At 34.2% G+C, this 24523-nt stretch carries 24 protein-coding genes and 1 riboswitch; of the genes, 7 read left to right on the top strand and 17 right to left on the bottom strand.

Annotated elements, in window-relative coordinates:
* Positions 1–28: 28 nt before the first annotated feature.
* Positions 29–2005: an ankyrin repeat domain-containing protein gene (locus AAHF52_RS06390; protein ID WP_007302582.1), complete on the top strand. Its 1977-nt coding sequence runs from the start codon at positions 29–31 to the stop codon at positions 2003–2005.
* Between the two features lie 544 nt (positions 2006–2549).
* Here AAHF52_RS06390 and AAHF52_RS06385 read toward each other — a convergent pair.
* From AAHF52_RS06385 to AAHF52_RS06355, 7 genes are all read right to left on the bottom strand, one after another.
* Complete coding sequence (locus AAHF52_RS06385; RefSeq protein ID WP_213863930.1) at positions 2550–3230, bottom strand: thiamine diphosphokinase; 681 nt, start codon at positions 3228–3230, stop codon at positions 2550–2552.
* Positions 3202–3486, bottom strand: a complete 285-nt coding sequence (locus AAHF52_RS06380; RefSeq protein WP_026097271.1) for a SemiSWEET family sugar transporter — start codon at positions 3484–3486, stop codon at positions 3202–3204. The genes AAHF52_RS06385 and AAHF52_RS06380 overlap by 29 nt, the downstream gene beginning before the upstream one ends.
* Positions 3475–3577: riboswitch (TPP riboswitch) on the bottom strand. (Overlaps the previous gene by 12 nt.)
* Before the next feature lie 76 nt (positions 3578–3653).
* Positions 3654–4523 (bottom strand): SPFH domain-containing protein, encoded by an 870-nt coding sequence (locus tag AAHF52_RS06375; protein ID WP_019236939.1) that lies wholly within the window; start codon positions 4521–4523, stop codon positions 3654–3656.
* Positions 4507–5547 (bottom strand): M23 family metallopeptidase, encoded by a 1041-nt coding sequence (locus tag AAHF52_RS06370; RefSeq protein ID WP_019236938.1) that lies wholly within the window; start codon positions 5545–5547, stop codon positions 4507–4509. The genes AAHF52_RS06375 and AAHF52_RS06370 overlap by 17 nt, the downstream gene beginning before the upstream one ends.
* On the bottom strand, positions 5544–6284 hold the full coding sequence (locus tag AAHF52_RS06365) for a YebC/PmpR family DNA-binding transcriptional regulator (RefSeq protein ID WP_019236937.1): 741 nt from the start codon (positions 6282–6284) through the stop codon (positions 5544–5546). Before AAHF52_RS06365 ends, AAHF52_RS06370 begins: the two co-directional genes overlap by 4 nt.
* A gap of 7 nt (positions 6285–6291) precedes the next feature.
* Complete coding sequence (bamD, locus tag AAHF52_RS06360) at positions 6292–6978, bottom strand: outer membrane protein assembly factor BamD (protein WP_019236936.1); 687 nt, start codon at positions 6976–6978, stop codon at positions 6292–6294.
* Between the two features lie 67 nt (positions 6979–7045).
* The gene (locus tag AAHF52_RS06355; protein WP_231834406.1) at positions 7046–7792 is read right to left on the bottom strand and encodes a hypothetical protein; all 747 of its coding nucleotides are present in this window, start codon (positions 7790–7792) and stop codon (positions 7046–7048) included.
* Between the two features lie 312 nt (positions 7793–8104).
* Between AAHF52_RS06355 and AAHF52_RS06350 the strand changes: the two genes are divergently transcribed.
* Positions 8105–9118 (top strand): IS110 family transposase, encoded by a 1014-nt coding sequence (locus tag AAHF52_RS06350; RefSeq protein ID WP_264376686.1) that lies wholly within the window; start codon positions 8105–8107, stop codon positions 9116–9118.
* Here AAHF52_RS06350 and AAHF52_RS06345 read toward each other — a convergent pair.
* The gene (locus tag AAHF52_RS06345; RefSeq protein WP_264376751.1) at positions 9096–9371 is read right to left on the bottom strand and encodes a hypothetical protein; all 276 of its coding nucleotides are present in this window, start codon (positions 9369–9371) and stop codon (positions 9096–9098) included. The genes AAHF52_RS06350 and AAHF52_RS06345 overlap by 23 nt on opposite strands.
* 99 nt (positions 9372–9470) lie before the next feature.
* Positions 9471–10013: a CDP-diacylglycerol--glycerol-3-phosphate 3-phosphatidyltransferase gene (pgsA, locus tag AAHF52_RS06340; protein ID WP_006012406.1), complete on the bottom strand. Its 543-nt coding sequence runs from the start codon at positions 10011–10013 to the stop codon at positions 9471–9473.
* Positions 10014–10134: 121 nt separating this feature from the next.
* Between pgsA and AAHF52_RS06335 the strand changes: the two genes are divergently transcribed.
* Positions 10135–11457, top strand: a complete 1323-nt coding sequence (locus AAHF52_RS06335; RefSeq protein WP_082241867.1) for a malic enzyme-like NAD(P)-binding protein — start codon at positions 10135–10137, stop codon at positions 11455–11457.
* A 10-nt stretch (positions 11458–11467) separates the two neighbouring features.
* Here AAHF52_RS06335 and AAHF52_RS06330 read toward each other — a convergent pair whose 3' ends face one another.
* Positions 11468–12382 carry a P44/Msp2 family outer membrane protein gene (locus tag AAHF52_RS06330; protein WP_019236934.1) on the bottom strand — a complete coding sequence of 305 codons (915 nt, stop codon included), beginning with the start codon at positions 12380–12382 and terminating at the stop codon, positions 11468–11470.
* A gap of 119 nt (positions 12383–12501) precedes the next feature.
* Between AAHF52_RS06330 and AAHF52_RS06325 the strand changes: the two genes are divergently transcribed.
* Positions 12502–12720, top strand: coding sequence for a BolA/IbaG family iron-sulfur metabolism protein (locus AAHF52_RS06325; RefSeq protein ID WP_007302571.1), 219 nt, complete (start codon positions 12502–12504; stop codon positions 12718–12720).
* Between the two features lie 16 nt (positions 12721–12736).
* Positions 12737–13054 carry a Grx4 family monothiol glutaredoxin gene (gene grxD / locus AAHF52_RS06320; protein WP_007302570.1) on the top strand — a complete coding sequence of 106 codons (318 nt, stop codon included), beginning with the start codon at positions 12737–12739 and terminating at the stop codon, positions 13052–13054.
* Between the two features lie 57 nt (positions 13055–13111).
* Here grxD and AAHF52_RS06315 read toward each other — a convergent pair whose 3' ends face one another.
* The 5 genes from AAHF52_RS06315 to AAHF52_RS06295 all read right to left on the bottom strand — a co-directional run bounded on the left by AAHF52_RS06315 (position 13112) and on the right by AAHF52_RS06295 (position 20928).
* The gene (locus tag AAHF52_RS06315; RefSeq protein WP_264376750.1) at positions 13112–14023 is read right to left on the bottom strand and encodes a hypothetical protein; all 912 of its coding nucleotides are present in this window, start codon (positions 14021–14023) and stop codon (positions 13112–13114) included.
* Positions 14024–14171: 148 nt separating this feature from the next.
* The gene (locus AAHF52_RS06310; protein WP_250147227.1) at positions 14172–15206 is read right to left on the bottom strand and encodes an efflux RND transporter periplasmic adaptor subunit; all 1035 of its coding nucleotides are present in this window, start codon (positions 15204–15206) and stop codon (positions 14172–14174) included.
* 257 nt (positions 15207–15463) lie between these two features.
* Positions 15464–16834, bottom strand: coding sequence for a hypothetical protein (locus AAHF52_RS06305; protein ID WP_264685495.1), 1371 nt, complete (start codon positions 16832–16834; stop codon positions 15464–15466).
* A 188-nt stretch (positions 16835–17022) separates the two neighbouring features.
* Complete coding sequence (ppdK, locus tag AAHF52_RS06300; protein WP_265034237.1) at positions 17023–19650, bottom strand: pyruvate, phosphate dikinase; 2628 nt, start codon at positions 19648–19650, stop codon at positions 17023–17025.
* A gap of 321 nt (positions 19651–19971) precedes the next feature.
* Positions 19972–20928, bottom strand: a complete 957-nt coding sequence (locus AAHF52_RS06295; RefSeq protein ID WP_213863789.1) for an IS5 family transposase — start codon at positions 20926–20928, stop codon at positions 19972–19974.
* Positions 20929–21350: 422 nt separating this feature from the next.
* Here AAHF52_RS06295 and fabG point away from each other — a divergent pair, with 422 nt between their 5' ends.
* Both fabG and AAHF52_RS06285 read left to right on the top strand, forming a co-directional pair.
* The gene (gene fabG, locus AAHF52_RS06290) at positions 21351–22085 is read left to right on the top strand and encodes a 3-oxoacyl-[acyl-carrier-protein] reductase (RefSeq protein ID WP_264376747.1); all 735 of its coding nucleotides are present in this window, start codon (positions 21351–21353) and stop codon (positions 22083–22085) included.
* A 95-nt stretch (positions 22086–22180) separates the two neighbouring features.
* A complete protein-coding gene (locus AAHF52_RS06285; RefSeq protein ID WP_007302562.1) occupies positions 22181–22516 on the top strand; it encodes a TrbC/VirB2 family protein in 336 nt (111 codons plus the stop codon).
* A 1-nt stretch (position 22517) separates the two neighbouring features.
* On the opposite strand, the gene AAHF52_RS06280 is transcribed toward AAHF52_RS06285, so the two are convergent.
* Both AAHF52_RS06280 and ribB read right to left on the bottom strand, forming a co-directional pair.
* Positions 22518–23807 (bottom strand): M48 family metalloprotease, encoded by a 1290-nt coding sequence (locus AAHF52_RS06280; RefSeq protein ID WP_149168807.1) that lies wholly within the window; start codon positions 23805–23807, stop codon positions 22518–22520.
* A gap of 71 nt (positions 23808–23878) precedes the next feature.
* On the bottom strand, positions 23879–24523 hold the full coding sequence (gene ribB, locus AAHF52_RS06275) for a 3,4-dihydroxy-2-butanone-4-phosphate synthase (protein WP_007302560.1): 645 nt from the start codon (positions 24521–24523) through the stop codon (positions 23879–23881).

The raw sequence follows: 24523 nt of genomic DNA, 5'->3' as shown, positions 1-24523 counted from the left end.
GTAATGCAATTTTATAGAGAAGTGTTAAATGAATTATTCAATCAGAAATATAGATGCTGCTTTACTTGATGCTGCTAAAAGAGGTGATCTTAATGAAGCAAAGCGCCTAATAATTGAAGAAGCTGATGTTAATGCATATGATGGATCTCAAGGTAATTCTCTATATTGGGCTGTTAAAAATAATCATTCTTATATAGCAAAAGTTCTATTAGATAATGGAGCAGATTTTATTGCTTATGACTCTTCTCGAGAACGCCACGTGTTAAATAAATACGAAGAAGTAAAAGCTGAGCATTGTAAGGTTTCTCTACATCTGGCTGCCAGACTTGGCGACTTGAAAGCAGTAGAAGACCTATTAAAGAAAGAAGCAAATGTTAATACAAAAAATGATAAAGGACAGACTCCTTTAGATTTAGCTAAGACAGAAGAAATAAAAAATCTATTACAAAGCATAAAAGATGCCAATGACAAATTGCTTGAAGCTGCTAAAAGCGGTAATATTGATGATGTAGAAAATCTGTTAAATAGAGAAGAAAAAGTACAGGTTAACGCAGAAAATGAATTTGAAGAGACCCCTCTACACTTATCTGCTCAAAATGGACATAAAGACGTAGTGGAATTTCTACTCAGCAAAGGAGCAAAAATTGATGCAAAAAATGAATTTGAAGAGACTCCTCTACATTTGGCTGCTCAAAATGGACATAAAGGTGTAGTAGAATTTCTATTCAGTAAAGGAGCAAAGGTTGATGCACAAAGTGATGATCTAAGCACCCCTTTACATTTTGCTGCTAAATATGGACATAAAGACGTAGTAGAATTTCTACTCAGCAAAGGAGCAAAGGTTGATGCACAAAGTGATGATCTAAGTACCCCTTTACATTTTGCTGCTAAAAGTAGATATAAAGATACAGAAAAGATAGTAAAATTTCTACTTGATAAAGGAGCAGACGTTAATGCACAAAATAATGCAGGAGAAACCCCTTTACATTTAATTCTTCAAAAAATAGACCTAGATATAGATACAGATAAATTCTATACTCTACTGAACAAAAAAGGCATCAATGTTAATCTAACAGATAAAAATAAAGAGACTCCTTTGCATTTTTTTTTAAAAAAGAAAGCGATGGAGATACCTGAATTGGACGATCTACTGAAAGTAGAAAGTATCAATGTTAATTTACAAAATATAGATGGAAAGACTCCTTTACACCTGGTAATTGAAAAAAACAACTGGAATACATTGCCTAATGTATCGTGGAGCCGTGAAAAGATGGTCGATATTCTAATAGGAATGAAGGCAAATGTTAATGCAGTAGATAAGGATGAGAGGACTCCTTTACATTGGGCTGCAGGATATGGTAGAAAAGAGATAGTAAAAGCTCTAATAAACGCAGAAGTAAATGTTAACGCAGTAGATAAGGATGAGAGGACTCCTTTACATTGGGCTGCAAACTATGATAGAAAAGAGATAGTAGAAGCTCTAATAAACGCAGAAGCAAATGTTAATGCACAAGATAAATATGGAAAGACTCCTTTAGATTTAGCTAGCACAGAAGAAATAAAAACTCTATTACTAAAACCCCCCAAAAAAATTGATGACAGTATAGCATCAAAAGATAATGAAGTAGGTCAAGAGGAAGATGCTGAGCAAGAAGGTAATGCCCAACTAAGTTTACAAGAACAAGAGGAAGAATCACAGGAGATCAGTGCAGAAGAAGAAAGTGATGTAAAAATTGAAGCTGCTGATAATGGACATCTTCCTTATGCAGAACCTACACAAAATAGAGTATCGACAAATGAAGAGCAACCGAGCTCTTTTTTCGATAATTTGCTTAATATAATTATGAAGCCCTTTTCTTTAATTGCATCATTTTTTGGTGGCTTTTTTTCATGGTTGTTTGGATCTGATGAACCATCAACTGAATATGATCAAATAATTGCACCAAGTAACTCAGGAGGAGAGGAGCTAACAAACTATCAAGAGGGTGACAATAATATTATATAATAGATTTCTTGCATAACTGGCATTCAAAGGAAAATCAGTTGATGTCATGAAAGTAGCTGACACTGGCACCCAGTTAAATTTACGGAGTATAATGGATTCCAGTGTCAAGCACTGGAATGACAAGAAAGGGAGCACTGACTTGAACATTCCCCTGAACAGATACCTTGATACATTAAAGTTTCTAGGTTTGAGTAGTGAAATCCGATTCAGTGTGAAAATTAGCAAACTCCTTTTTAAGCTGTAGAATAAAATTTTTTATTTTAATGAAAAAATTGCTTCCGCATACTCAAGATGCCATTATAATGATGGTAGAGATATTTAGAGAGCTCAAAATTTATCTTGGTCTGCAGACCTTTTAACCAATTTTTCAATAAAAATTCAGCTACATCTGTTGTGTGTACATTCTGAATCTTTTTTATACAGGAGGATTTTATGTCCAGAATTCCAGATATTTGACCTTTACTTTAGCTAACAACAGGCGCCTGTAGTTTTTAGAATTAGTGTTAACACGGTTTTTCTACTTTTTTTTTCTTAATGTTTTAACTCAATACACACCATCATCATTTACTGCTTCTAAATATATCATTGCTAAACACACGCCGCTGTGTATTTCTATAGATAACTCATTGCCTAGACTTCGATTAAAGCAAGAATTCTTTCCTGGAAAAGCAAGGTTACTATGGCATAGTTCCCATTGTAATCCTTTAGTTGATATTTGAGCTTTCGGTATACCAAGTAAGGATATTTTAGTATTTTTTAGCAAAGAGGAAAAATAGCTAATACCTTTTTGTAAGGCGTACCCCACCATGGAAGGCGAAGGCATATAAAAGATACTATCTGTACTTGAAAAAATGTTGATATTTTGTAGTATATGATCAATTGCTCCTCCAGTAATACCCGTTACTATTGATGGCAATAACTTTACTGTTTTTAAGTGAGCCATTGCTTTAGAAAAGTCGCAATAATCTTGATCAGGTAGATATACTGTATTTAAGTTAGCACGTAAATTCGGATTTATACTATCCAAATCTCCTATTACAAGATCAGGTTTTACGCCAATTGATAGAAGCTTATTTGCTCCTCCATCTACAGCAATAACAGGTATATCTTGTTTAAAAAACGATGAATCAGGTATTTCTCCATTTAGTACTACAATAGAACGATATTCTTGCTCCACGCTACAATGTAGCATATGGTTATAAAACGCTTCGTGCAGTTTTTGCATCGTAGTAACATTTTTGAACAATTGATATTATACTGATCACTAATCCAGCAATATTACTGAGTATCATAAAAGTTAAACCCTGACAAATACCGTAAATAAGCCAAGATGATGAAAAAATAAGATAATTCACCAACATTAGCATCGATACGTCACGAGTAAGTTTTGTGATATATGCTCTATATACTTGAGGCAATAACCCAATGAGAGATGTAATGAACGCGATGAAGCCAAAGCATTCTTCAATATTTATATACATACATTTTCCTACGTTTGTTTTAACAAGATCAGGTTCAAAGGGTTGTACTTTATGTACTCTCAGCTTTTTTAGAGCACCCCTAATGCGTGTAATTTATAACATCATTTAGTCTATTAATCAAGAAATTAACAGTGACTTGCATTCATGAAACCCAATCGGCTTCTATGCTAATTATTATCCAAACTAATAGTCGGCTGTGCATCCTGCTCAGAGATCAGAGCAACTAGCAAATTGTTTATCAATTGAACCTTTTGTTTTCCATCCAATTGTAAGCTTTTATTTTTTTCAAAATGGGCTATTACTTCTTCGATAATTCCTATTGCATTTTGCACTATATGCTTTCTTGCAGAGGTGATGGCATGTGCTTGTTGACGCCTCAGCATTGCTTGTGCAATCTCAGATGAATAGGCCAAATGCGATATTCTTGCTTCTGCAATTTCAATTCCAGCAATATTCAATCTTTGTTGTAGCATTGACCGCAATTCATTTGAAATTTTGTCAGAGTTTTTACGCAAAGATTCTTCATCGTTTTCGCTATCATACGGATAATTACTTGCCAGTTCTCTAATTACCGAGTCACTTTGCACAAAAACAAAATCATGATAATTATTAACATTATAATATGCCTTCGCAGGACTGCTCACTCTCCAAACAATTACTACTGAAATCTCTATCGGACTTCCATTAGCATCATTAACTTTAATTTTTTCTGTATTGATATTCTGAAATTTCAAAGAAACTCTATATTTACTCGAAAACGGAAGCGTTACGCATATTCCAGACTTAAAATAAGTTCCAATATAATGACCAAAAAACTCTATCACTCTTGCTTCATTAGGATCATTAACGAAAAATCCTTGAGAAAAAGTCAATATTGAAACAGCAGCAACTCCAAGTGCAATTGTGCTGTCATACACAAAAAGTACCAATAAAATTAACCCTAGCGCTATTAGTACAGGAAAAGCCCGAATTTTACTTAGATTTCTATCATTTATTGTATTTTTATCTGTACTGTCTTCATCAGATTGCTTTTTCACTTGCACCCTCTCTGCTGATTATTTCATCTACCTTACTTACAAATAATTTAAACTCTCTTAATTCACAATCAGGCAACTTTATCTCATTGCCATGAGCTATCGTAAGCGGATCAATATGTTTACCATTATATATAACTTCATAATGTAAATGAGGTCCTGTTGCAACACCAGTGCTGCCAACATAAGCAATGATTTGTCCCTGCTTTACTTTAGAGCCTAACTTTACATCGCTACTAAATTTGCTTATATGTGCGTAACAAGTTGAATATTTATTGTTGTGCTTTATTTTGATGTAATTCCCATAGCCACCATTCTTTCCTATATATTCTATTACACCTTCTGCAGTGGCGTGTATAGGAGTGCCAAGTTTAGCTGCATAATCTACTCCTTTATGAAAAGCAATTTTACCATGAATGGGATGCTTTCTATTACCAAAATTCGAGGATATACGAAAATCTCCGTTTAAAGGACTTACGAAACTCTTTAAGCTTATCCCCTCTTTATTAAAATACTCTTCTTTGCCGTTTTGTGACTCATAATAATATAAACTTATAGCTTTATTGCTTGTTGTTAGTGAAGTATATAAAATTTTTTCTTCAGCCTTCTGATCACTCTCACACAGAACTTCCAACTTGCTTTTGGGCACAATGTCTTTTTTAAAATCTACACCATAACCTTTATATATGTCGATTAATCTCATTACTGTATTTGGCGCCAAACCTTCTGCGTCAAAAAAAGAGGATTTTATGTCACTGGATATGAATAACAACTTTCTATCACTTTCTGTCACCAAAGCAGCTTTTTTTTTTCTGATCCCGTGCTGAAGTAACGCTGGAAAGTGGTTTAGGTTGCTTTCTGTTATTCCAGTGCTTGAACAGTTTTTTAATCGAAAATGTTGTATAGCGTGCTGTTTACAATCAATTTCCAGTGTCTGGGCACTGGAATGACAATAGTATTTCTGCGCAAATGTTTCAGTTGCATATGCTGGTAAAATACAAAGCAGTGGAAGTATTACCAGCCTCATAGTTTATCAGCAAAAATAAAATTACCTTCAACATACTGCACATCATCATTATCTTCTAGCTCTTCAACTAATATAGATAATTTATCAATTAATTCTTTGTCGCTAACTTCAATCAGGTCCTTTGGTTGCCATGAAAGACGAGCAAGTTCTGGTTCTCCAAATTTTGTATAGAAAGCATCACGCACTCTACCAAAATCTTTCACTTCACAAGTTATAACATATAATTCTTCCTTGTTATTTTCCTCAACATTCAATACTTCTAATTCAATTCCATAGTTAAATAAATCTTCAAAATTTATACCCTCTGCTTTATAGACAATTAAGCCTACATGATCGAAAAGGTAACTCACACATCCTGTTTCTCCCAAATTACCGCCTTTGCGAGAAAAGATATAACGTATCTCAGAAGCAGTTCGGTTGCGATTATTTGTCAGAGCATGGACAATAAGTGCAGCACCAGAAGGTCCGCAGCCTTCATATTGTATTTCTTCATAACTTTCTCCAGCAACGTTACCAGCTGCATTTTTTATTGCTGTTTCTATTTTATCTTTTGGTAGATTTTCCTTTCGCGCAGAAAAGATAGCAGAGCGAAGACGTGGATTAAGCTCGGGATCAGTTAGCCCTTGTTTTGCAGCAACTGTTATTTCCCTAATGAGCTTCGTAAATTTTTGCGAGCGCTTTGCATCCTGAGCACCTTTTCGATGTTTTATATTTGAAAACTGTGAATGACCAGCCATAAGAAAACTAATTCACCCCTTCTACTAACATATTTTCATACTGCTCAGCTTCTAAGTCAAGGCCAAGAGCTAAGTGAGCTGTTATTAAATAACTAATAACTCTAGAAGAATATTTAGAATCTTTATTGCTTATCATATCTTGAAAACGCTTAATTGCTGCTAAATATTCACCACGCTTTAGGTAAAATTCACCAATAGAATACTCTTTTTTTGATATATGTTCTGTGATTAATTTTTCTTTTTCTTTGATCTCTTCTATATATTCGCTATTCGGAAAAAGATTAATATATTCAGTAGCTAGCTCTAAAGTTTTATATGCAATTTGTTGCCCAAGCTGCACTTTATTAATTTGCATGTAATAAGATAATACTCTTAAGTAATATACATATGGCAAATCTTCACCATTTGGATAAACGTATATATAATCATCTATATCACTTGCAGCACTGCTGTAGTTACCCATATTATAGTAAGAAACTCCAGATAATAATTTTGCTTTCATTGCCCAATAAGATAAAGGATACAAATCCTCTATCTTTTGAAATGCTCTAATAGCTTGCTTATATTTTTTCTGATCATAAAGCTTAACTGCCTCCTCATATAGTTCAGTTTCAGTGTGTTCAAGATCATTCGCATATAACTGCGTGAAGGGGCAAGTCAGAAGAAAAAAGCATATGATTAAAGTCTTATACATAAGATTTTTTTTGATCAAAATAAAGTATAGACTAAATATTACCTAAATAAACAAATTTTTGGCATTATCATCGAACGAAAAGCGTCTCTTGGCCACCATTACCTATATTGCTCGCACCACCACCTATTGCAACACCCTTTCCACTCACTTCTACGTTCTCTAGCTTTCTACTATAAGAATGTGTGATCAATCCACTTCCTACCATCAAAAGAGCAATACCTACCAGACCTAAAGCAGGCCCAACAGCAGATGATGCTAATGCTACTCCAGAAATCAATATTATTTTCCTGATTAGTAATAAAGAAGAACCAGCGAGCATTAACTTAGCTGAAGACATATTGCTTGTCTTTTTTTCAAACTTCTCATCAAAGTCTTGCTCTTTTTCTACTTCATATTTTTTACTTTTCTTGTACTCGCGATAGCAGAAAGTAGCACTCGCTACAAAGTAAAATAGACTAGAAATTGAAAAAGCTACGTCTCCTATTATTCCTTGCTCCAATGCTTCACCTACTATGCTAGCCACAATAACTAATGTAACTAAAGCAGCATCAGCATAGTTAAAGTAATCATCAACGGTACAAGGAAGGTCTCTCTTTTCTTTTTCTACTGTTTTCCCACTTTCAATATTCTCCAATTCTCGTTCTTTTTGTGCTATTTTTCTATTATTATAAATTAAATATAGCGTGCAAATAAGGGATAAGACTGTGAAAGGTAATATAGTATGGCCTAATGAGCTGCTTATAAGGCCAAGTAATACCTGATCGCTACATGTTTTTTCGAGCTCAATTGCCATCAATAATGCAAATGGAACCATTGTTACCAATGATACACATTTCCTATGTAGCTCTCTTTTTTTTAGTGTTAATAGTTCTTGTTCGAGCTTTTTGCTTTTTTCTTCCTCTCTTGTATCTTGTAAAAAGCATCTAATGTTTTAAGCTTAAGCATTAGGTGGAGGAGGGAAGAACTCTGTTTCCCCTCTTAGATATAAAATCTGTAAGAAAGATAAGAGTTCCCTCCTCAAAAGTATAGGCTGGACGGTATCGTAGAAAGACCTAAATGGCTCTAATTCTGTATCCACAAGGTTAGCCTTACTTTTCGTTTTAAATGGTAACGTATGGGGTTATATATGATCAACAACTTTCTTGGAATTGATGTATCAAAAGATCGCTTTGATGTTTTTCTTTCATTCATAAGTAAAAAAGAAAAGCGTGAAACTAGGAAAAGAAGCTTTAAGAACGATGATCTTGGGTTTCAAGGTCTGCTGAGTTTTCTACAAAAGCATAATGTGGAAGAAGTAAAGTCATGCATGGAGGCTACTGGTTGTTATAGCGAAGCTTTGGCTGAATTTCTGCACAATGCTGGACATTTTGTTAGTGTTGTAAATCCTTATTGTATTAAATCTTATACAAGGAGTAAACTCGTAAGACAAAAGAATGATCAGACTGATGCAGAAATTATTGCTGATTATTGCCAAAGACAGGAACCAACTCGTTGGACACCACCTTCTTCTGAAATGAAAAAATTAAAACATCTTTATCGTTGCTCAGTTGCGTTAAAAGATGAATTAGCATTAGTAAATAACCACCTAGAAAAAAAAGAGAGACTGCCTAAAGAAGTTGCAAATGCTTGGGAAGACCTTGCAATGAATATAGCTCAAAAAATAGAAACAATAAAAAACTCCGTACGTGAACTATTAAAGCAACACAAAGAGTTGTTGGAAAATTTTCAACTTCTACTGACTATTCCAGGCATAGGAGAGGAATCAGCAGTAGCTATTTTAGCTGAAATCCCTGACATAAAAGCTTTTAGAGATGCCAGGCAATTGGCAGCATATACAGGAGTTATACCGAAAAATATAACATCAGGTTCATCTGTACATTCTAAACCAAGATTAAGTAAATCAGGTTCACAAACATTACGTAAGGCCCTTTTCTTTCCTGCCATAGTAGCCAAGAATCACAATCCTATCATTGTGAGTTTTTGCCAAAGACTAAAGAAGAAGGGTAAGCATAATATGGCAATTGTGGGAGCTGCAATGCGTAAGCTACTCCATATCATTTTCGGTATCCTGACATCCAAAAGTGCTTTTGATCCAAATCATATCAAGAATTACAGAACTAGGATGTTGACTGTAGTTTAAAATCAAAAAATGCTTCCAATCCATTCAACATATTCACTAACTGTAATCTGTGTACTGTTACACAATCAGAAGTATTTTTTGATTTTATGATACAGCTTGAGTAATTTTTTTGTTGACTAGCAAGACAGTATCTTTCTTTTCTGACTTCTTCATCAACTGTTGGCCAAAAATCCCAGAAAAAATCTTCCATTTTAGCACCTTTTTTACCTTTGGATCTTTTTAAAAAAAACTTAGTGCCTGTAATACTAGTCATATGAACAGACCAACTTATGAACTAATACATTATATAGGATTTTAATTACTAAGTCAATGTTATGAAATTATTAACTTTCTTTGTATACTCTTAAGCAATTTAGTCAATCTGTTTGATGCCAGCTAGAACGTAATTATAGCCTGACCACATAGTCATAACAGCCGCAGCCCATAAGCAAACCACACCTATATATTTAGTTGCTTCATAATCACTCATTATTAACGCTACTATAGCAACCATCTGCAAAAATGTTTTAATTTTCCCAGCCTTACTCACAGGTAAACTAACGTTTGTAGCTATCAAGAACTCCCGCAAGCCTGAAACTAATATCTCCCTACAAACAATTATAACTGACGGTATAATTGTAATATCATCTATCTTATGCTTATAAACTAGCATGATTATTGTTGAAGCTACTACTAACTTGTCGGCAATTGGATCAAATAATTTGCCAAAATTCGATTGGACTTTCCATGCACGCGCTAAATAACCATCAAAAAAATCTGTAATGCACGCAAACATAAAGATCAATATTGTTATTAGACTTGCATACTTACTCTCTATATAAAAGCTTGATATTATTGCCGGTATTGCGAGCGCACGAGAAATTGTTAGCAAATTAGGCACGTTTTTCTTAAGCATGTCACATCACCCTACGTAGTAGATAAATTTATACAGAAGTACAATAGAGTTCACAAGCTAATAGTTGAACATTCATAAAAACCCCATATACTTAGGAAATTACTAACAATAAGCTCAAAGCATGAATAATGATTTAGATAACACCACAAAACAAGAAGCACTTAAGTACCATAATAAAAGTGGTAAACCTGGTAAGGTATCAGTTATACCAACAAAACCCTTATCCACACAGCATGACCTATCACTTGCTTATTCCCCTGGTGTTGCAGCCCCATGCCTTGCAATAGCTAAAAATCCTAAAGCTGTTTATGATTACACGGCAAAAAGCAATTATGTGGCTGTCATTTCAAATGGCACCGCAGTGCTGGGACTTGGCAATATCGGTCCTCTTGCTTCAAAACCCGTCATGGAAGGCAAAGCTGTTTTATTTAAGCGTTTTGCTGACATTGATGCAATTGATATAGAAGTTGACACAGAAAACATAGAAGATTTCATCAATGCAGTAAGGTATCTTGGTCCAAGTTGGGGGGGAATAAATCTAGAAGATATAAGATCTCCTGATTGTTTTATAATAGAGAAACGTCTAAATGAGTTGATGGATATTCCGGTGTTCCACGATGATCAACATGGCACTGCAGTAGTTGTTGCAGCTGGTATAGAAAATGCCCTCGATATTGCTGAAAAGAAATTAGAGAATGTCAAGATCATCATGAATGGTGCTGGAGCAGCTGGTATTGCGTGTTTGGAAATACTAAAGTCCATGGGCGCTAAGAACATAGTGCTATGTGACAAACAAGGAGTAATACACAAAGACAGAAAAGAGGACATGAATAAGTGGAAGGAAAAATATGCAATTGACACTAAAGAACGTTCTCTACTTGATGCCATAAAAGGCGCTGATGTATTCATCGGACTCTCTGCAAAGGATGTGCTCAGCGAAGAGATGTTAAAAAGCATGGGTAAAGACCCGATCATTTTTGCTCTTGCTAATCCTGATCCAGAAATAAGGCCTGAGTTTGCAAAGTCTGTAAGGCCAGATGCAATAATTGCAACTGGTAGGTCAGACTATAACAACCAAGTCAATAACGTAATGGGGTTTCCTTATATATTCAGAGGAGCACTTGATGTACATGCAACGACAATAAATGAAGAAATGAAAATTGCAGCTGCAGATGCAATAGCGAAGCTTGCCCGTGAGCCAGTGCCAAATGAGATATCTGCAGCCTATGGCGGTCGTAAAATGAGCTATGGACGTGAATATATAATACCTACTCCATTTGATCCAAGATTAATTTCTATGGTATCTCCTGCTGTTGCAAAAGCTGCCGTTACCTCAGGTGTGGCAAGAAAGGAAATAGAGGACTGGAATGAGTATGCAAGTCAATTAAAATCTCGCCTCGCTAAGGCTCTCAGCACGCTCAATTTATTGTCTTCACATACGTAATTGGATAAATTTAAAAGCGATAAACCAATCCAAACTCTAAGCCATATATGCCAAACCTATTGGTAATTGTTGTAGTTGTTGATTGCATACGTGCAGTTTCATCAACTTCATTGCTTTTACCAGCAGGAATATATTTTTCGCCAGCTAGTATCTTTGCTACTGGCAGAATACCTTTAAATTCGTTACCAAGAATACCAAAATAGCGTAAACCAGCAAACGCTTGAGTGTTTGTTGTAAGTGGATAATTAACACCAAGCTTTGCTTGGTAAGCCAAAGCATATCTGGTTTTTCCTAAAAATTTAACCTTAGTTACACCTGCACCAACTCCAAAATATGGAATGCAGAGCATTTCTCCGACGTTAAAATCATTATACACATTGATCATTCCAGCCAAATTATTAAAACCTTCATTTTTCATCTTAAATGCAGCTTTGAACTTTACTTGAACATTAGGCGGCTTTTCTTGAATTTCAATATCAACTTTTCCACTTCTCCAAGGTGATTTACGTTCTGTTCCAACAGAAACATCATCATTACGACGAAGTTCAATATATCTTGCTTTTCCTTTATCTGAGTAATCTTCATCATCTAAGTTAGTCTGAGAATATAGAACTTCAAGATCAACTCTCATATTTTTGAATACATATCCTATTGAAGCACCACCTGCAAGTCCTGGAACGTATTTAGGACTATATCCAGCCTCAATCCTCTCCTCCTCATTAAAGCTAAAAACACCTTCCGTTACATTTTCACCTGCATCTTCTTTTCCTTTTAGAGAACCTATTGCATTGAAAAATGCTCCAAAATAGTTAGCTTGAATATAAAAATTCTTTAAATTATTTATTTCACTATCATAAGATAAGCACCTAAATGAAAAAGTGAGCAAAGTTAGTAGGTATGTAAATTTAAATCTTTTATTCGCCATATAAACCTCACATAATTTCACTTTTATGCTAACATACTTCTATTTTTTATGTAGCAATTTTTTATTGCGCTCAGTTGTTTTAGATTTAGAATAAGAGTATTGTAATTTAAAGTGAATCAATGGTTGTTGCAGTTCATGAATTAGAGAAAATTATCAAACAGTCATTCCCTGGTGCCGATATAAAGATTAAGGATCTTGCTGGAGATGATGATCACTACCATTTAAAAATAACTTCCCAGTGTTTTTCTGGAAGGACAAAAATAGAACAACATAGAATGGTATATAAGGCTCTTGAAGGTCAATCTATACATGCATTGCAACTAGAAACTGGAGCTTAAAATTAAGGTGATATTTATGAACAACTTTGAACAAATAAAAAAAGACATAGCAGAAAACGATGTAGTGCTGTATATGAAAGGCACCTCTGACTTTCCTCAATGCGGATTCTCTGGGCTCGTCGTATCAATTCTCAAAAATTTGAATGTAAAGTTTAAATGCATCAACGTACTTGAGAATGATGAAATACGTCAGTCCATAAAAAGTTTTTCTGATTGGCCAACAATTCCACAAATATATATAAAGGGAGAGTTTATTGGTGGCTGTGACATAATCCGCGAGATGTATGAAAAAGGTGAATTACAGAGTTTATTGAAAGAAAAACAGATTGTTTAGTAAGGAAATAAGCAAGAAAAAAATAGGCGTGCCTCACACCTAGCCTGATTAAAAACTTTAGTTTTTTGACTTTTGTACACTATTTGTACATAAGACATTCTCTTTAAGAAATGTACCAGGCCAAGTAATATTTGCCTGTACATCACTAATAGCGCGTGCCATATTTACATTTTGTTTAGCCTTTTTTATTAGAGAACTTAATGACGTACTGATTTTATCAATAATGCGCAGATCAGCTTTAGGAACACTTGCTTCAATTGCTTTCAGACCACTTTGCACTTTATCAAGACTATCACTTCTTATGGCAGCAGCAATATCTATAAACAATCGCTTTAGCTCTCGAGGTTGATCTTTTATAGTAAAAAGATAGTCTGGAACGATTTCGTAATCACCATTATCATTTTTTGTGCAATATTCTTCAATAGCCTCTTTTGCATCGTAGTAATCTTGTGGATTATCAGAACAAGAATATGCTGCACAAGATTCATTTCTATAATAAGGGCTCCCATTACTCTCAATGTTTTCTATTCTCTTCTTTACACTAGAAACTAAACCTTTTCCAGATACGATAGTATCGTCTCTGTCTGATTTTGAAACAGCCTCTAATAGAGTAGGTATTGCGTCTTGTCTGTAACTAAAGATAAATTCTATGTATGGAATATTACCCAAACTATTTCTAGGGCCTTCTCCACACAAAAATTTACTTGGAACATGTTGTATAAAAAAGTTAACTACATCACTTGAACTACTGTCTCCTAGCATAAGTAAAAATTTGGGAAAGCTAGGATATTTATTCAAAAATAATGCACCATATATTTCATCGTCAATTGACTCCAATTCATTGTCAAAAATAATACTCCTTATCTTATTATAATCTAGCTCATTTATAGCTTCTTTTAACTTTTTATTTAAGTCAAGGTTATTCAACTCACGATAACGCTTATACTTTTCTTCACTAATACGTGGCATATAATACACTCTTTTTTTATAAAACATTTATACAACTAGCTTTCTTGTTAATAATTGTCAATACTTAGATAAGTATATTAGTAAGTATTTTTATAATTATTGCTAACACGGAATTTTATCTGATTTTTACTAAAAGTGTATATACAAGCTAAACCTTATCACCAGGCTTAACAAATAGATGACCCAATGTTATTAACTTTATAGGCTTACTTTCATTATTTGCGACTACCCAAACTCCATCGTCTTCATAATCAACAATTTCTATTGCTGTAAATACTACATAATTATTATCATCAACAATCTTTATTCCAAGAATACCATCGTCATTTAAGCTTAAGGCCGAAGAAGGAATTTTATATGCAAATCTTTCACCTGAAGGGAGGCTTACACTAGCAGTCAGTCCTTGCAAAGATATAATCTCATTATCAGTTACCTTTACCTCCACTCTATAAGATCCAGTTTTAGGCTCAGCAATTTTACTAATAAAACTCACTTCACCTACTAATTCCCTTCCGTCTAGCAAATTAATTTGCGCTGTGCTACCTAGCTTTATTTTATTTACTTCATTTTCTGAAACATATAACACCACAAGAACCTGATCAAAATTAACTATGTCAGTTATCTTATGTCCAAGATTAACAAAATCCCCTTCATTTACGTTGATCTTATCTACATAACCATCAATAGGGGATTTAATCGCAGTATTTTCTAAATCCAACTCTAGCCTTTTTAGGTCAGCTTTTGCACTCTGCAATGCAGTAAAAGCTGATTCCACTCTTATCTGTGCTCCATACCCTTTTGTATTCAATTTTCGAGAGGAATCATACTCAATTTCACGCTGATTTAATAAAGCTTTGGCTTTTTCAACTTGCTCAACTCTGTCATAATCTTCTATCTTTAAAATTACATCGCCTCTTTTTACTTTTTCACCATCAGACAAATAAATAGCAATAACTTGACCACTTGTTCTTGAGACAAGGCTGACCCTATGCAAGGGATTTACCGTACCAGAAAAATTTAAATATACAGTGCGATTTTGTGGAGTATAATCCTGAGTTTTTAATGAAAAACTACTAATTGGATTATCACTATGAACCGCCTGATCTTTTTTTAAAAATGTACTGTTGATAAAAAACAGTAGAATAAGAGCAATACCGGAAACGATGATTACTTTGTTTCTCATCCTTAAACAGTAAAATTTATTGACCAATCTTGTTAGAAATAACTGCATAAATTTTCGAATCAGAAGTGTAAGTATAACACAGCTATTGTCACTCTATAAATAGTTTTATATGAGCAAGTTTTCTTACAATAAATAAGTTTTTATTGCAAAAATGCAATTTTTAATCAAATAAAAAAGTTGTGCATAAAATTTCCATCATATTATATGATGAAAATAAGAATATTGTAACAAAACTAAATATATATTTAAACAGAGCTTTAGCCCATCACTAAACCAACACCCAATTGCTCAACACTATCAATTTTAATTTGTAAAGTGCCCTTTATAAATTTATTAGCCTGGTCTGTACTCATAAAAACTGCATGTTTATTGGGCATTAATTTTTCCATATCTGCTCTATTTTTTTTATCTTGCAAATGAGGTTCGCAAATATAGCTATACTTTTTAAAATCTAGAAGTTTAGCAAAGCCATCACGATCATTCTCATGGTGAAAAGCAACATTTATACCTACTATTTCGTCCGTTTCTTGCAGCTTTCCATCTTTATCTATTACCTGTGCCTTAGCAAGCGCAACTGTAGGCTTATGGCCATAATTTGCTCCAATAACCCTTCTTATTGAATGTTCTATTGCTATTTTTTGCACTTCAGGACTTTCATCAAACTCTTTCAAAAAATTAAGGTGTAAGTTAATATATTCAGAGTATTTCAATCTGTGTTTTTTATGTATAGTTGGTTTGTAGGACAGTTCATTTGTAGGTGACTTATAGTTTGCAAGAAGGAATTTTTGTTCATATTGCTCATTAAATTTCTTTATCTTTTCAAAATGTCTTTTATATTGAGTCAATCCATCTTTCCCTTTTTTCTCCATCCTTTTCAAGAATTCCTCTACTGGCTCTCGTTTGGCTAGATTAATTTTGCGTATAAGCGGAATTTGTTTTTTCAAGCTAATCCAATATGGTAAGCAAACAACTTTCGCATCTTTCGAAAATAGACCTTCTAACTTTTTCACTGCATTGTATAAGTTTGCTGATTCTGGTTTATAATGCCCGCTATTATTGTCTATATAAGTTATTTTACCATTTACCACTTTCATTAAACCAGAACATAAAATCGGCTTACCGCCTGCAAGAGTTGAATGACGATAAGCCCATTCGCTTTTGTTAACATTAATATGTTCATGAGTTACTAATTTTCCATCAAGCGTGATAACATAAGCTACACAACCTTTTTTACCCTTACTAATTTTATCAGTTGTATCATATAATTTGCCCTCTAAGTTGTATAACTTAAGTTCCCCATCTTGCTCGCCAATAAATTTTCTTTGATCAAATTGTTCATCAGAGTTAAAATACTTAACCCTTGTATTAGTTCCAGGAATTTTTCTTCCTTCAACTCCAACTTCTGGAAACAAATTATATCGTGGAAAAAAATAAGTAAAATTATTCTCTATCCAATACAGAATCTTATTTATGATACCAAAAACTTTTCTATTACCTAAATCAATAGAGAGTTGCTGTTCCTTTGGTACTGCTAGATGATTGGACTTTGTACCAGACTTGCCAAATTCTTTGGCAGCATATTTAAACTTTTCTAGTAAATATTCCTTACGTTCTTTTGATATTGACATTTTTACCTCACTCACTATTATTTTATCCTATATTTATTATTTTAGACAAAAAGTCAATCTTTCTTAAGATATTAAGAAAAGAAAAAGCAGCAGCAAAATAGCTAAACTGACTTAGATTTATCGACAATTTGAAAAATCATCATTCCGCTACTTGTTAGCCGAATCTATGTTCGCACAGTTAGTTATCGCTATTTACCCAACAAACTTATGCTAAGCTGTGCTGCCACTAATTTTGCAACCAGTACTCTATAAGGCGAGCATGACACATAATCAACCCCTGATTTGATGAAAAACTCTATGGACTGTGGATTCGCTCCATGCTCTCCACATATACCAAGTTTAATTTCTTTTCTGGTTTTTTTGCCCCTTTCGATAGCTATTCTGATTAATTCCCCTACCCCTTCGACATCTAGCACCTCAAAGGGATCGTTTTTGAATATGTTGTTTTCCTTATAAGAATCGAGGAAATTAACTGAATCATCTCGTGAAAGTCCCATAGTTGTTTGTGTTAAATCATTAGTGCCAAAACTAAAAAATTCTGCGTGTTTTGCGAGTTTGTCAGCAATAAGTGCTGCTCTTGGCAGTTCTATCATCGTTCCAATTGAATAGTTCACATCGAAATTTTCGGCTTCTTTCTTTATTAACTCGCATATCAGAATAAACTCTTTCTCACTCATGATAAAAGGAATCATGATTTCAGGTTTCACTTCTATCTTCTTTTCTTTCCTTAATTCACTTGCAGCACTGAGTATTGCCCTAATTTGCATGCCATATATTTCAGGATGAGAAATAGCAAGTCTACAACCTCGATGGCCAAGCATTGGATTTTTTTCTGATAACTGTGCTATTTTATTTTTTACTGATTCAACTGACTTATTCAGTGATTTGGCAATTTTCTCTATAATAGATTGATTGTGGGGCAAAAACTCATGTAGAGGTGGATCAAGTAAACGTATAGTAACCTCCCTGCCCTCCATAATAGAAAATATTTCTTTGAAATCAGACTTTTGCATTTCTTCGAGTTTATTTAATGCATTTGTCCTTTCATTTTCATCATCAGCTATTATCAACTTTTGAATGAATTCGATTCTATCACTAGCAAAAAACATATGTTCTGTGCGACATAATCCTATACCTTCTGAACCGAATTCTTTTGCAATTTTTGCATCTTTTGGAGTATCAGCATTCGCTCTCACCTTCACTGTTTTGATTTCATCTACCCAGTTAATTATCGTTTTGAATTCTTGAGATAATTCAGGCAAAATTGTAGGAAGAATACCAAGCATAACCTCTCCTGTTCCTCCATTGATGGTGATTGATTCACCTTTATTTACTTTTATATCCCCCATAGAAAGAAATTTTTCATCTTTATCAATATAAAGTCCATTTAGACTACAAATGCATGGTTTACCCATTCCACGAGTTACAACAGCGGCATGCGAGGTCATACCTCCTCGCGCTGTTACTATTCCACTTGCAGCATTCATTCCATTAATATCTTCAGGGCTCGTCTCTGATCTTACCAAAATTACTTTTTTACCCTGCTCTGCAGCTTTTTCAGCATCACTTGCACTGAATACTACATATCCAGAAGCAACACCTGGAGAAGCTGGCAGTCCTTTGCCTATTACTTCTTGATCGATTTTAACATCAAGAACTGGATGCAATAAATTGTCAAAAGTTTTTGGATCAATTCTCAATATTCCTTCCTCTTTTGTAATCACTCCTTCGTTTACCATATCAACTATTATGCGAATAGCAGCTTCGGCTGTGCGCTTGCCAGACCTAGTCTGCAAAATCCATAACTTACCGTCCTGTACAGTAAATTCGATATCCTGCATGTCCTTATTATGCCTTTCAAGTTTTTCACATACCGCGCATAATTCTCGGTAGACACTTGGTAGCAACTTCTCCATGGTACTTTCTTGCTCCCCGTCAATTGGCATAGGAGTATAAACACCAGAAACCACATCCTCACCCTGAGCATTAACTAAAAACTCACCGAAAAGCTTTTTTTCTCCAGTTGAAGGATTACGTGTAAATATCACGCCGGTTGCAGAATTATCATTTAAATTACCAAAAACCATTGCTTGCACGTTGACCGCTGTTCCAAGGTTTTCAGGAATATTATGTATTCTTCTATAGGAAACAGCCCTATCATTTTTCCAAGAGGCAAATACTGCATTAACTGAGTTTAACAATTGCTCTTCAACGTTCTGCGGGAAATTTTTTCCTACTTTCTCACATACTATCTCTTTAAAATCATTAACAATTTTCTTTAAAACATTAATATCAAGATCAGCTAAGCTTTTTGCTCCACTCTTTTGCTGCTCATTATCAATAACATCTTGAAATAGGTGATGATCAAGCTGTAGTACAACATTGGAGTACATCATGATGAAACGGCAGTAGCTATCGTAAGCAAAACGTTCGCCACTTTTTTTTGCAAGACCAACAACGGTTTCATCATTGAGACCAACATTTAAAATAGTATCAAGCATGCCCGGCATTGAACTAACACTACCAGAGCGTATGGAAACTAATAAGGGATTATTTAAATCCCCAAATTTACAACCGATGTCATTTTCGAGCATCGTCATGTAGTTTTTTATCTCGTTACGTAGATCACAAGACAATTCATTATCCTGACAATAGGCCTGACAAACAGCAGTGGAAATTGTAAAACCAGGTGGAACAGGAATGCCAATGTTACACATCTCTGCCAGATTTGCTCCCTTCCCTCCTAGTAGATTTCTCATTGCTGCATTACCTTCACAGTTGCTTTGGCTAAAGTAATATATTAACTTTTCTTGCATTTTTTTCGGATTTTCACTAATAAACATACTATACATACTATTCTAATAAATTTGTCAGGCAGGAGTAATAAATTTTGTAAAATTCAGCACAATTAAATAGCCTCTTTTCCTTTCATTCCAGTACTCTTTTCTGTCATCTCAATGACCTCTATGATGTCATTCCAGCGCATGACGCTGGAATCCAGTTCGTCCATAATCTCAACAAAAACGTTGTGTTTTAGCATAATTTTGTGCTCAATATGCTTATTTATAGTAAAGACTTCTGGATTCCAGCAGGCTTTGTTGCACAGCTCTTCGGATAGTGGGTAATGTATAATAAATTCATGAAGCTATATCAAACTTAGCCATGCCTATTTCAGTAAATTTGTTAAGCAAATAACACTTGAGTAGCAGTTCCTTCTCACGATTAATCTCAGATTTATTCCTAAAACTAAATCCAAATATTTGCTTCAGTCGCGAGAAAAAACTTTCTATATAAGATCTCTTCCAATAATTTATCTCTTTTTTCCACCTCTTCATACCATCTTCATCATATGACTTTATGAGCTTGATTGTAGAATTTCTCTCATTCATATAATCCAACTTTGGATGCTCTACTGCATTATTTTGCGGAGGAATCCTTGTCTTTATGTCAAGCTCATCGCACAGTTTGTATAACTTCTTTCGATTATATGCCCTATCTGCATATATCGTGCTTATGTTATACTTGGTATCCACTCTTTCAATAAGATCACAGGCTCCATAGTGGTCGGAATAAACTCCACTACTGTATTTTGCAGCTATAACTTTTTTACTACCTATCTCTAGCATTACATGTAGCTTTCTTGTTTGCTCATAGCGGCGATACTTTCTATCTGTACCATTTGCCTTACTATGGCCTGGAATATTATTGTAGATGCTGATACCTGTACTATCTATAGCAATTTCAATATCTTCCATATCGTTCTTATCAACTCTGCAGTCGTTGATTTTGATATTAAGCTTTTTAAACCTTCTTGAAGCCTGCGAATAGCTGATAATTTGCAAAATTTTCCCTATTTGCTCAAGATATTTCTCTATAAATCCCACTGTTTGCCTAAGACCAATCCTGAATAGATAGGTTATTATGTGAATTAGAATCACTACTTTGTCGCTGTAGACATTGTTGCCACCTGCTACTTTTGGACTATTTTCGTACCAATTTTCAATGGCATCGTTGATATAATGAAAAACATTTCCCCTTTCTTGAAGAAATTTGTTATATTCATTGCAGTTACTGACTTTCATTCTTATTGGCATATTTTTCCTTTGTCGGCTAAATATCTATTTTATAACAAATTCCATCAGTAACTGCCTGTTCTTTCCTTGAGTGGTGCAACAAAGCCCACTGGGATCCAGAAAAATTTACAAGTAATAAGAACTAGTCACGCGCTGGCTCTCTTAAATTACTTTAGCTATAAGTGTTAAGAAATTTACCAATCAAAAAAAGGCAAAAGAATCCACATGGTGCTGATTTTATTACTGTAATTGATAATGTGCTAACGCTTAAACGAAGCGTGTTTAGGCTGAATAGAAAAAAATAAAAAAAGGCATGCAGCCGCCATAATTTCGCCAATAAACACAAGATTTATCAAGAAGCTTCTATTAAATGAAAGTTATGCAAAAAATCTATTGCAAGTCTTTTAATATTCTGTTAAGAGCTGGAACAAATAAAAATTATTATGTTTGGATTAGAGAATAAGAAATTTCTGATTACTGGTGCATCAGGCGGAATAGGCCAGGCAATTGTAGAAATTATGTATAAGGCCAGAGCAACTTTATGTATTTCTAGTACAAAAAAAGAAGTACTCGAAGAAGTTGCTAAAAAATATGAAAAAAACATTCACGTACTTCCTTGCGACTTATCAAATTCTGAAGAGGTAAATCAACTAATAAATAAAGCAAGTGAGTTGATGAAAGGCTTTGATGGACTCATATGCAATGCAGGCATTACACAAGACAGTTTGGCGTTGAGAATGACAGATGAAGAATGGCAAAAGGTGATTGATATTAATTTGACCTCCACATTTAAGCTAAATAGAGAAGCATGCAAGAAATTAATTAAAAATAATTGGGGAAGAATCATAAATATTTCTTCAATAGTAGGATTGACAGGAAATGCCGGGCAAGTAAATTATGCAGCATCAAAAGCTGGAATAATAGCTATGAGCAAATCTATAGCAAAAGAAGTTGCAAGTCGCGGTGTAACAGTAAATTGCATTGCTCCTGGATTTATAGATACTAAAATGACTGAAGTTTTAAATGAAGGACAAAAGGAAAAAATATTAGATCACATCCCAATGAAAAGAATGGGAACAGGAAAAGAAATAGCAGCAGGAGTATTGTTTTTAGCAAGCGATGAGGCAAAATATATAACGGGACATGTGCTTAACATCAATGGTGGGCTATTTATGTAGCAACACTTATTTATGGACAAATTATAAGTTTTACTTTACAATAAGTATATATATAAATTTATTTTCGCGTTAGTTTATTACTTGGAGGCAAAAGAATGAGCTATATAATAAAAAAATTTTTTAATGCTTTGTGTATAGTGCTGTTTCTCTCTTTTTCAGATTACGCAAATGCTGCTACTGATATAGATGATACAACTGCCCAAGTAATATGCAATATTATTGGTTATATTTGGGGAATAGGTGGGCCACTTATGACTGTAGTCATAATAGGTGCAGCTTTGCTTGCAATATTTGGTAGAATGCCATGGCCAGCTCTCTTTGCCCTAGGTATGTTTTGTGGTGTATTTTTTGGTGCCAAAGCGATTATAATGAAAATTATACCCGATAGCATTAAACAAGATAGTATGTTGAGCAAGTGTGGGGAAAAATAACTTAAAAATCAGGATGTTTTTGTGTGTATTGTTCCTTCATGTCTTCAATCTGTAACAAATAATGACTGTCTTTCGGTAAAGTTTTAATAGCTAACTCAGCGTACTTCATAAATTTGTCTAAATTACCTTCAATACAAGCCTTTTTCGTCAAAGCAAAATAATACATTGCCATATCAGCGCTACGTTTATATGCAATACTTAAATACTTCCAGACAAAGGCGTTATTTGTTTCTACGTTTGCAACCTGCTCTAGGTAAAAAATTGCCTTCTCTATTTCACCGTGTAATAATAAAGTATGAGATAACGCAAGTTTCACTAAATAGTTATTCTTCTCAGATAAATATCTAAGTGATTCTTCATACATTTTTATTGCTTCACTTAAATTTCCAGCTTTGTATAACATCTCCGCTTTTAATTCATATAAATAAGGATCATTGCGTGACTCTTGAATCAATGAATTAACTTTAGTAATAGCCTCTTCTATCTTTCCTTGCCTATAGTGAATTACAGCATTTACATACTTAGAACTACCTTCATATTTATTAGATAACACATGAATAGGAGCAAAAAAAGAGTCTAGCTTTGCAACCATACGCTCAAACTTCAGCAATTTATCTGCAAGGATTGGTTTTATATTGTTTTTAACCTTATAATTCTGTACAGCAAATATACGCTTATCACTAAGTGGGTGAGTGCGGAAATACTCTTCAGTGTTTTCATGCTCAATACTCTTAAAATAGTCAAAAATCTCTTTCATACCCAAATTATCATAGCCAGATTCATCTAGGTATCTTAAAGCATAGCTATCTGCTACACTCTCTTGCTCTTGAGAATAGTTAAAAAACAACCTTGAACTAAGCGTTACACCACTAAGCAAGATTGCACTCGCAACCTGAGGGTTAATGACAATACTAGAAACTAATCCTACCATATAACTAATCATTGCTATTGATTGAAAATAACCTACAGCACTACTCATTTGTAATACATGACCAGCAGATATATGAGCAATTTCATGTGCTAATATACCAAGTAAGACATAAGGTTCAGTCGAATATTGTAAAAGCCCTAAATGAATGAAAATGCTATTATTGTTAATTACAAAAGCATTAATCGATCTATCATCAACTATAAAAACTTTTATTTTATCATTATCAATATCCGCAGCAGAAAATAAAGGTTGCGCTAGATCCTTAACTACCGCTTCCACTTCACTATCTCTAATAATACTAACAGAGTAAGCGCTATTACAGTATACGAAAAAAAATAGTAAAACAAAAAGCTTAGACATGGAAATTCCTTGTTTGTATAACTTTGAGGAATTTTGTATTTTAACACTTAAACTATACGAATCTATAAACGCTAGTTTAAATTTTGAACGTAACTGATAAGTTTATCAATGGTAGTTAACTTAATATTATGTTGTTCAGCAAATTCAAGCAACTGGGGTAAGCGCATCATAGAGCCATCATCATTCACTAATTCACAAATAACTGCAGAATGATTACATCCCACTAACTTAGCTATCTCAACACTTGCTTCAGTATGACCAGCACGTTGCTCTACTCCACCCTCATGTGCAATCACAGGAAAAATATGACCGGGAGTTATAATGTCATCCTGAGTTCTATTTTTATCAATAGCAACATGTATAGTTTTTGTTCTATCCTCAGCTGAAACACCCGTAGTAATACCATAACGTGCATCAATTGATGTAGTAAAAGCAGTATGATTTTCACCAACATTTTTTTTTTCCATGAAACTAAGGCCTAACCTTTTCATGTGAACTTTAGTCATTGCTAAACAAACAATCCCTGTACCGTATCTAACCATAAAAGCCACATGTTCTGGCTCTAATTTCTCAGCTAATACAATCAGATCACCTTCATTCTCTCTGTTTTCATCGTCAACTAAAATGAATAATTTACCAGAACTAGCATCCCTCAATACATCTTCCACAGAAGAAATACCGGGTAGACTAATTGAAGGATAAGTTACTTGTACCAT

The sequence above is a fragment of the Wolbachia endosymbiont (group B) of Melanargia galathea genome, from assembly GCF_964030625.1.
GTDB lineage: Bacteria > Pseudomonadota > Alphaproteobacteria > Rickettsiales > Anaplasmataceae > Wolbachia.
This window is presented reverse-complemented; position numbering and strand designations above follow the sequence as displayed.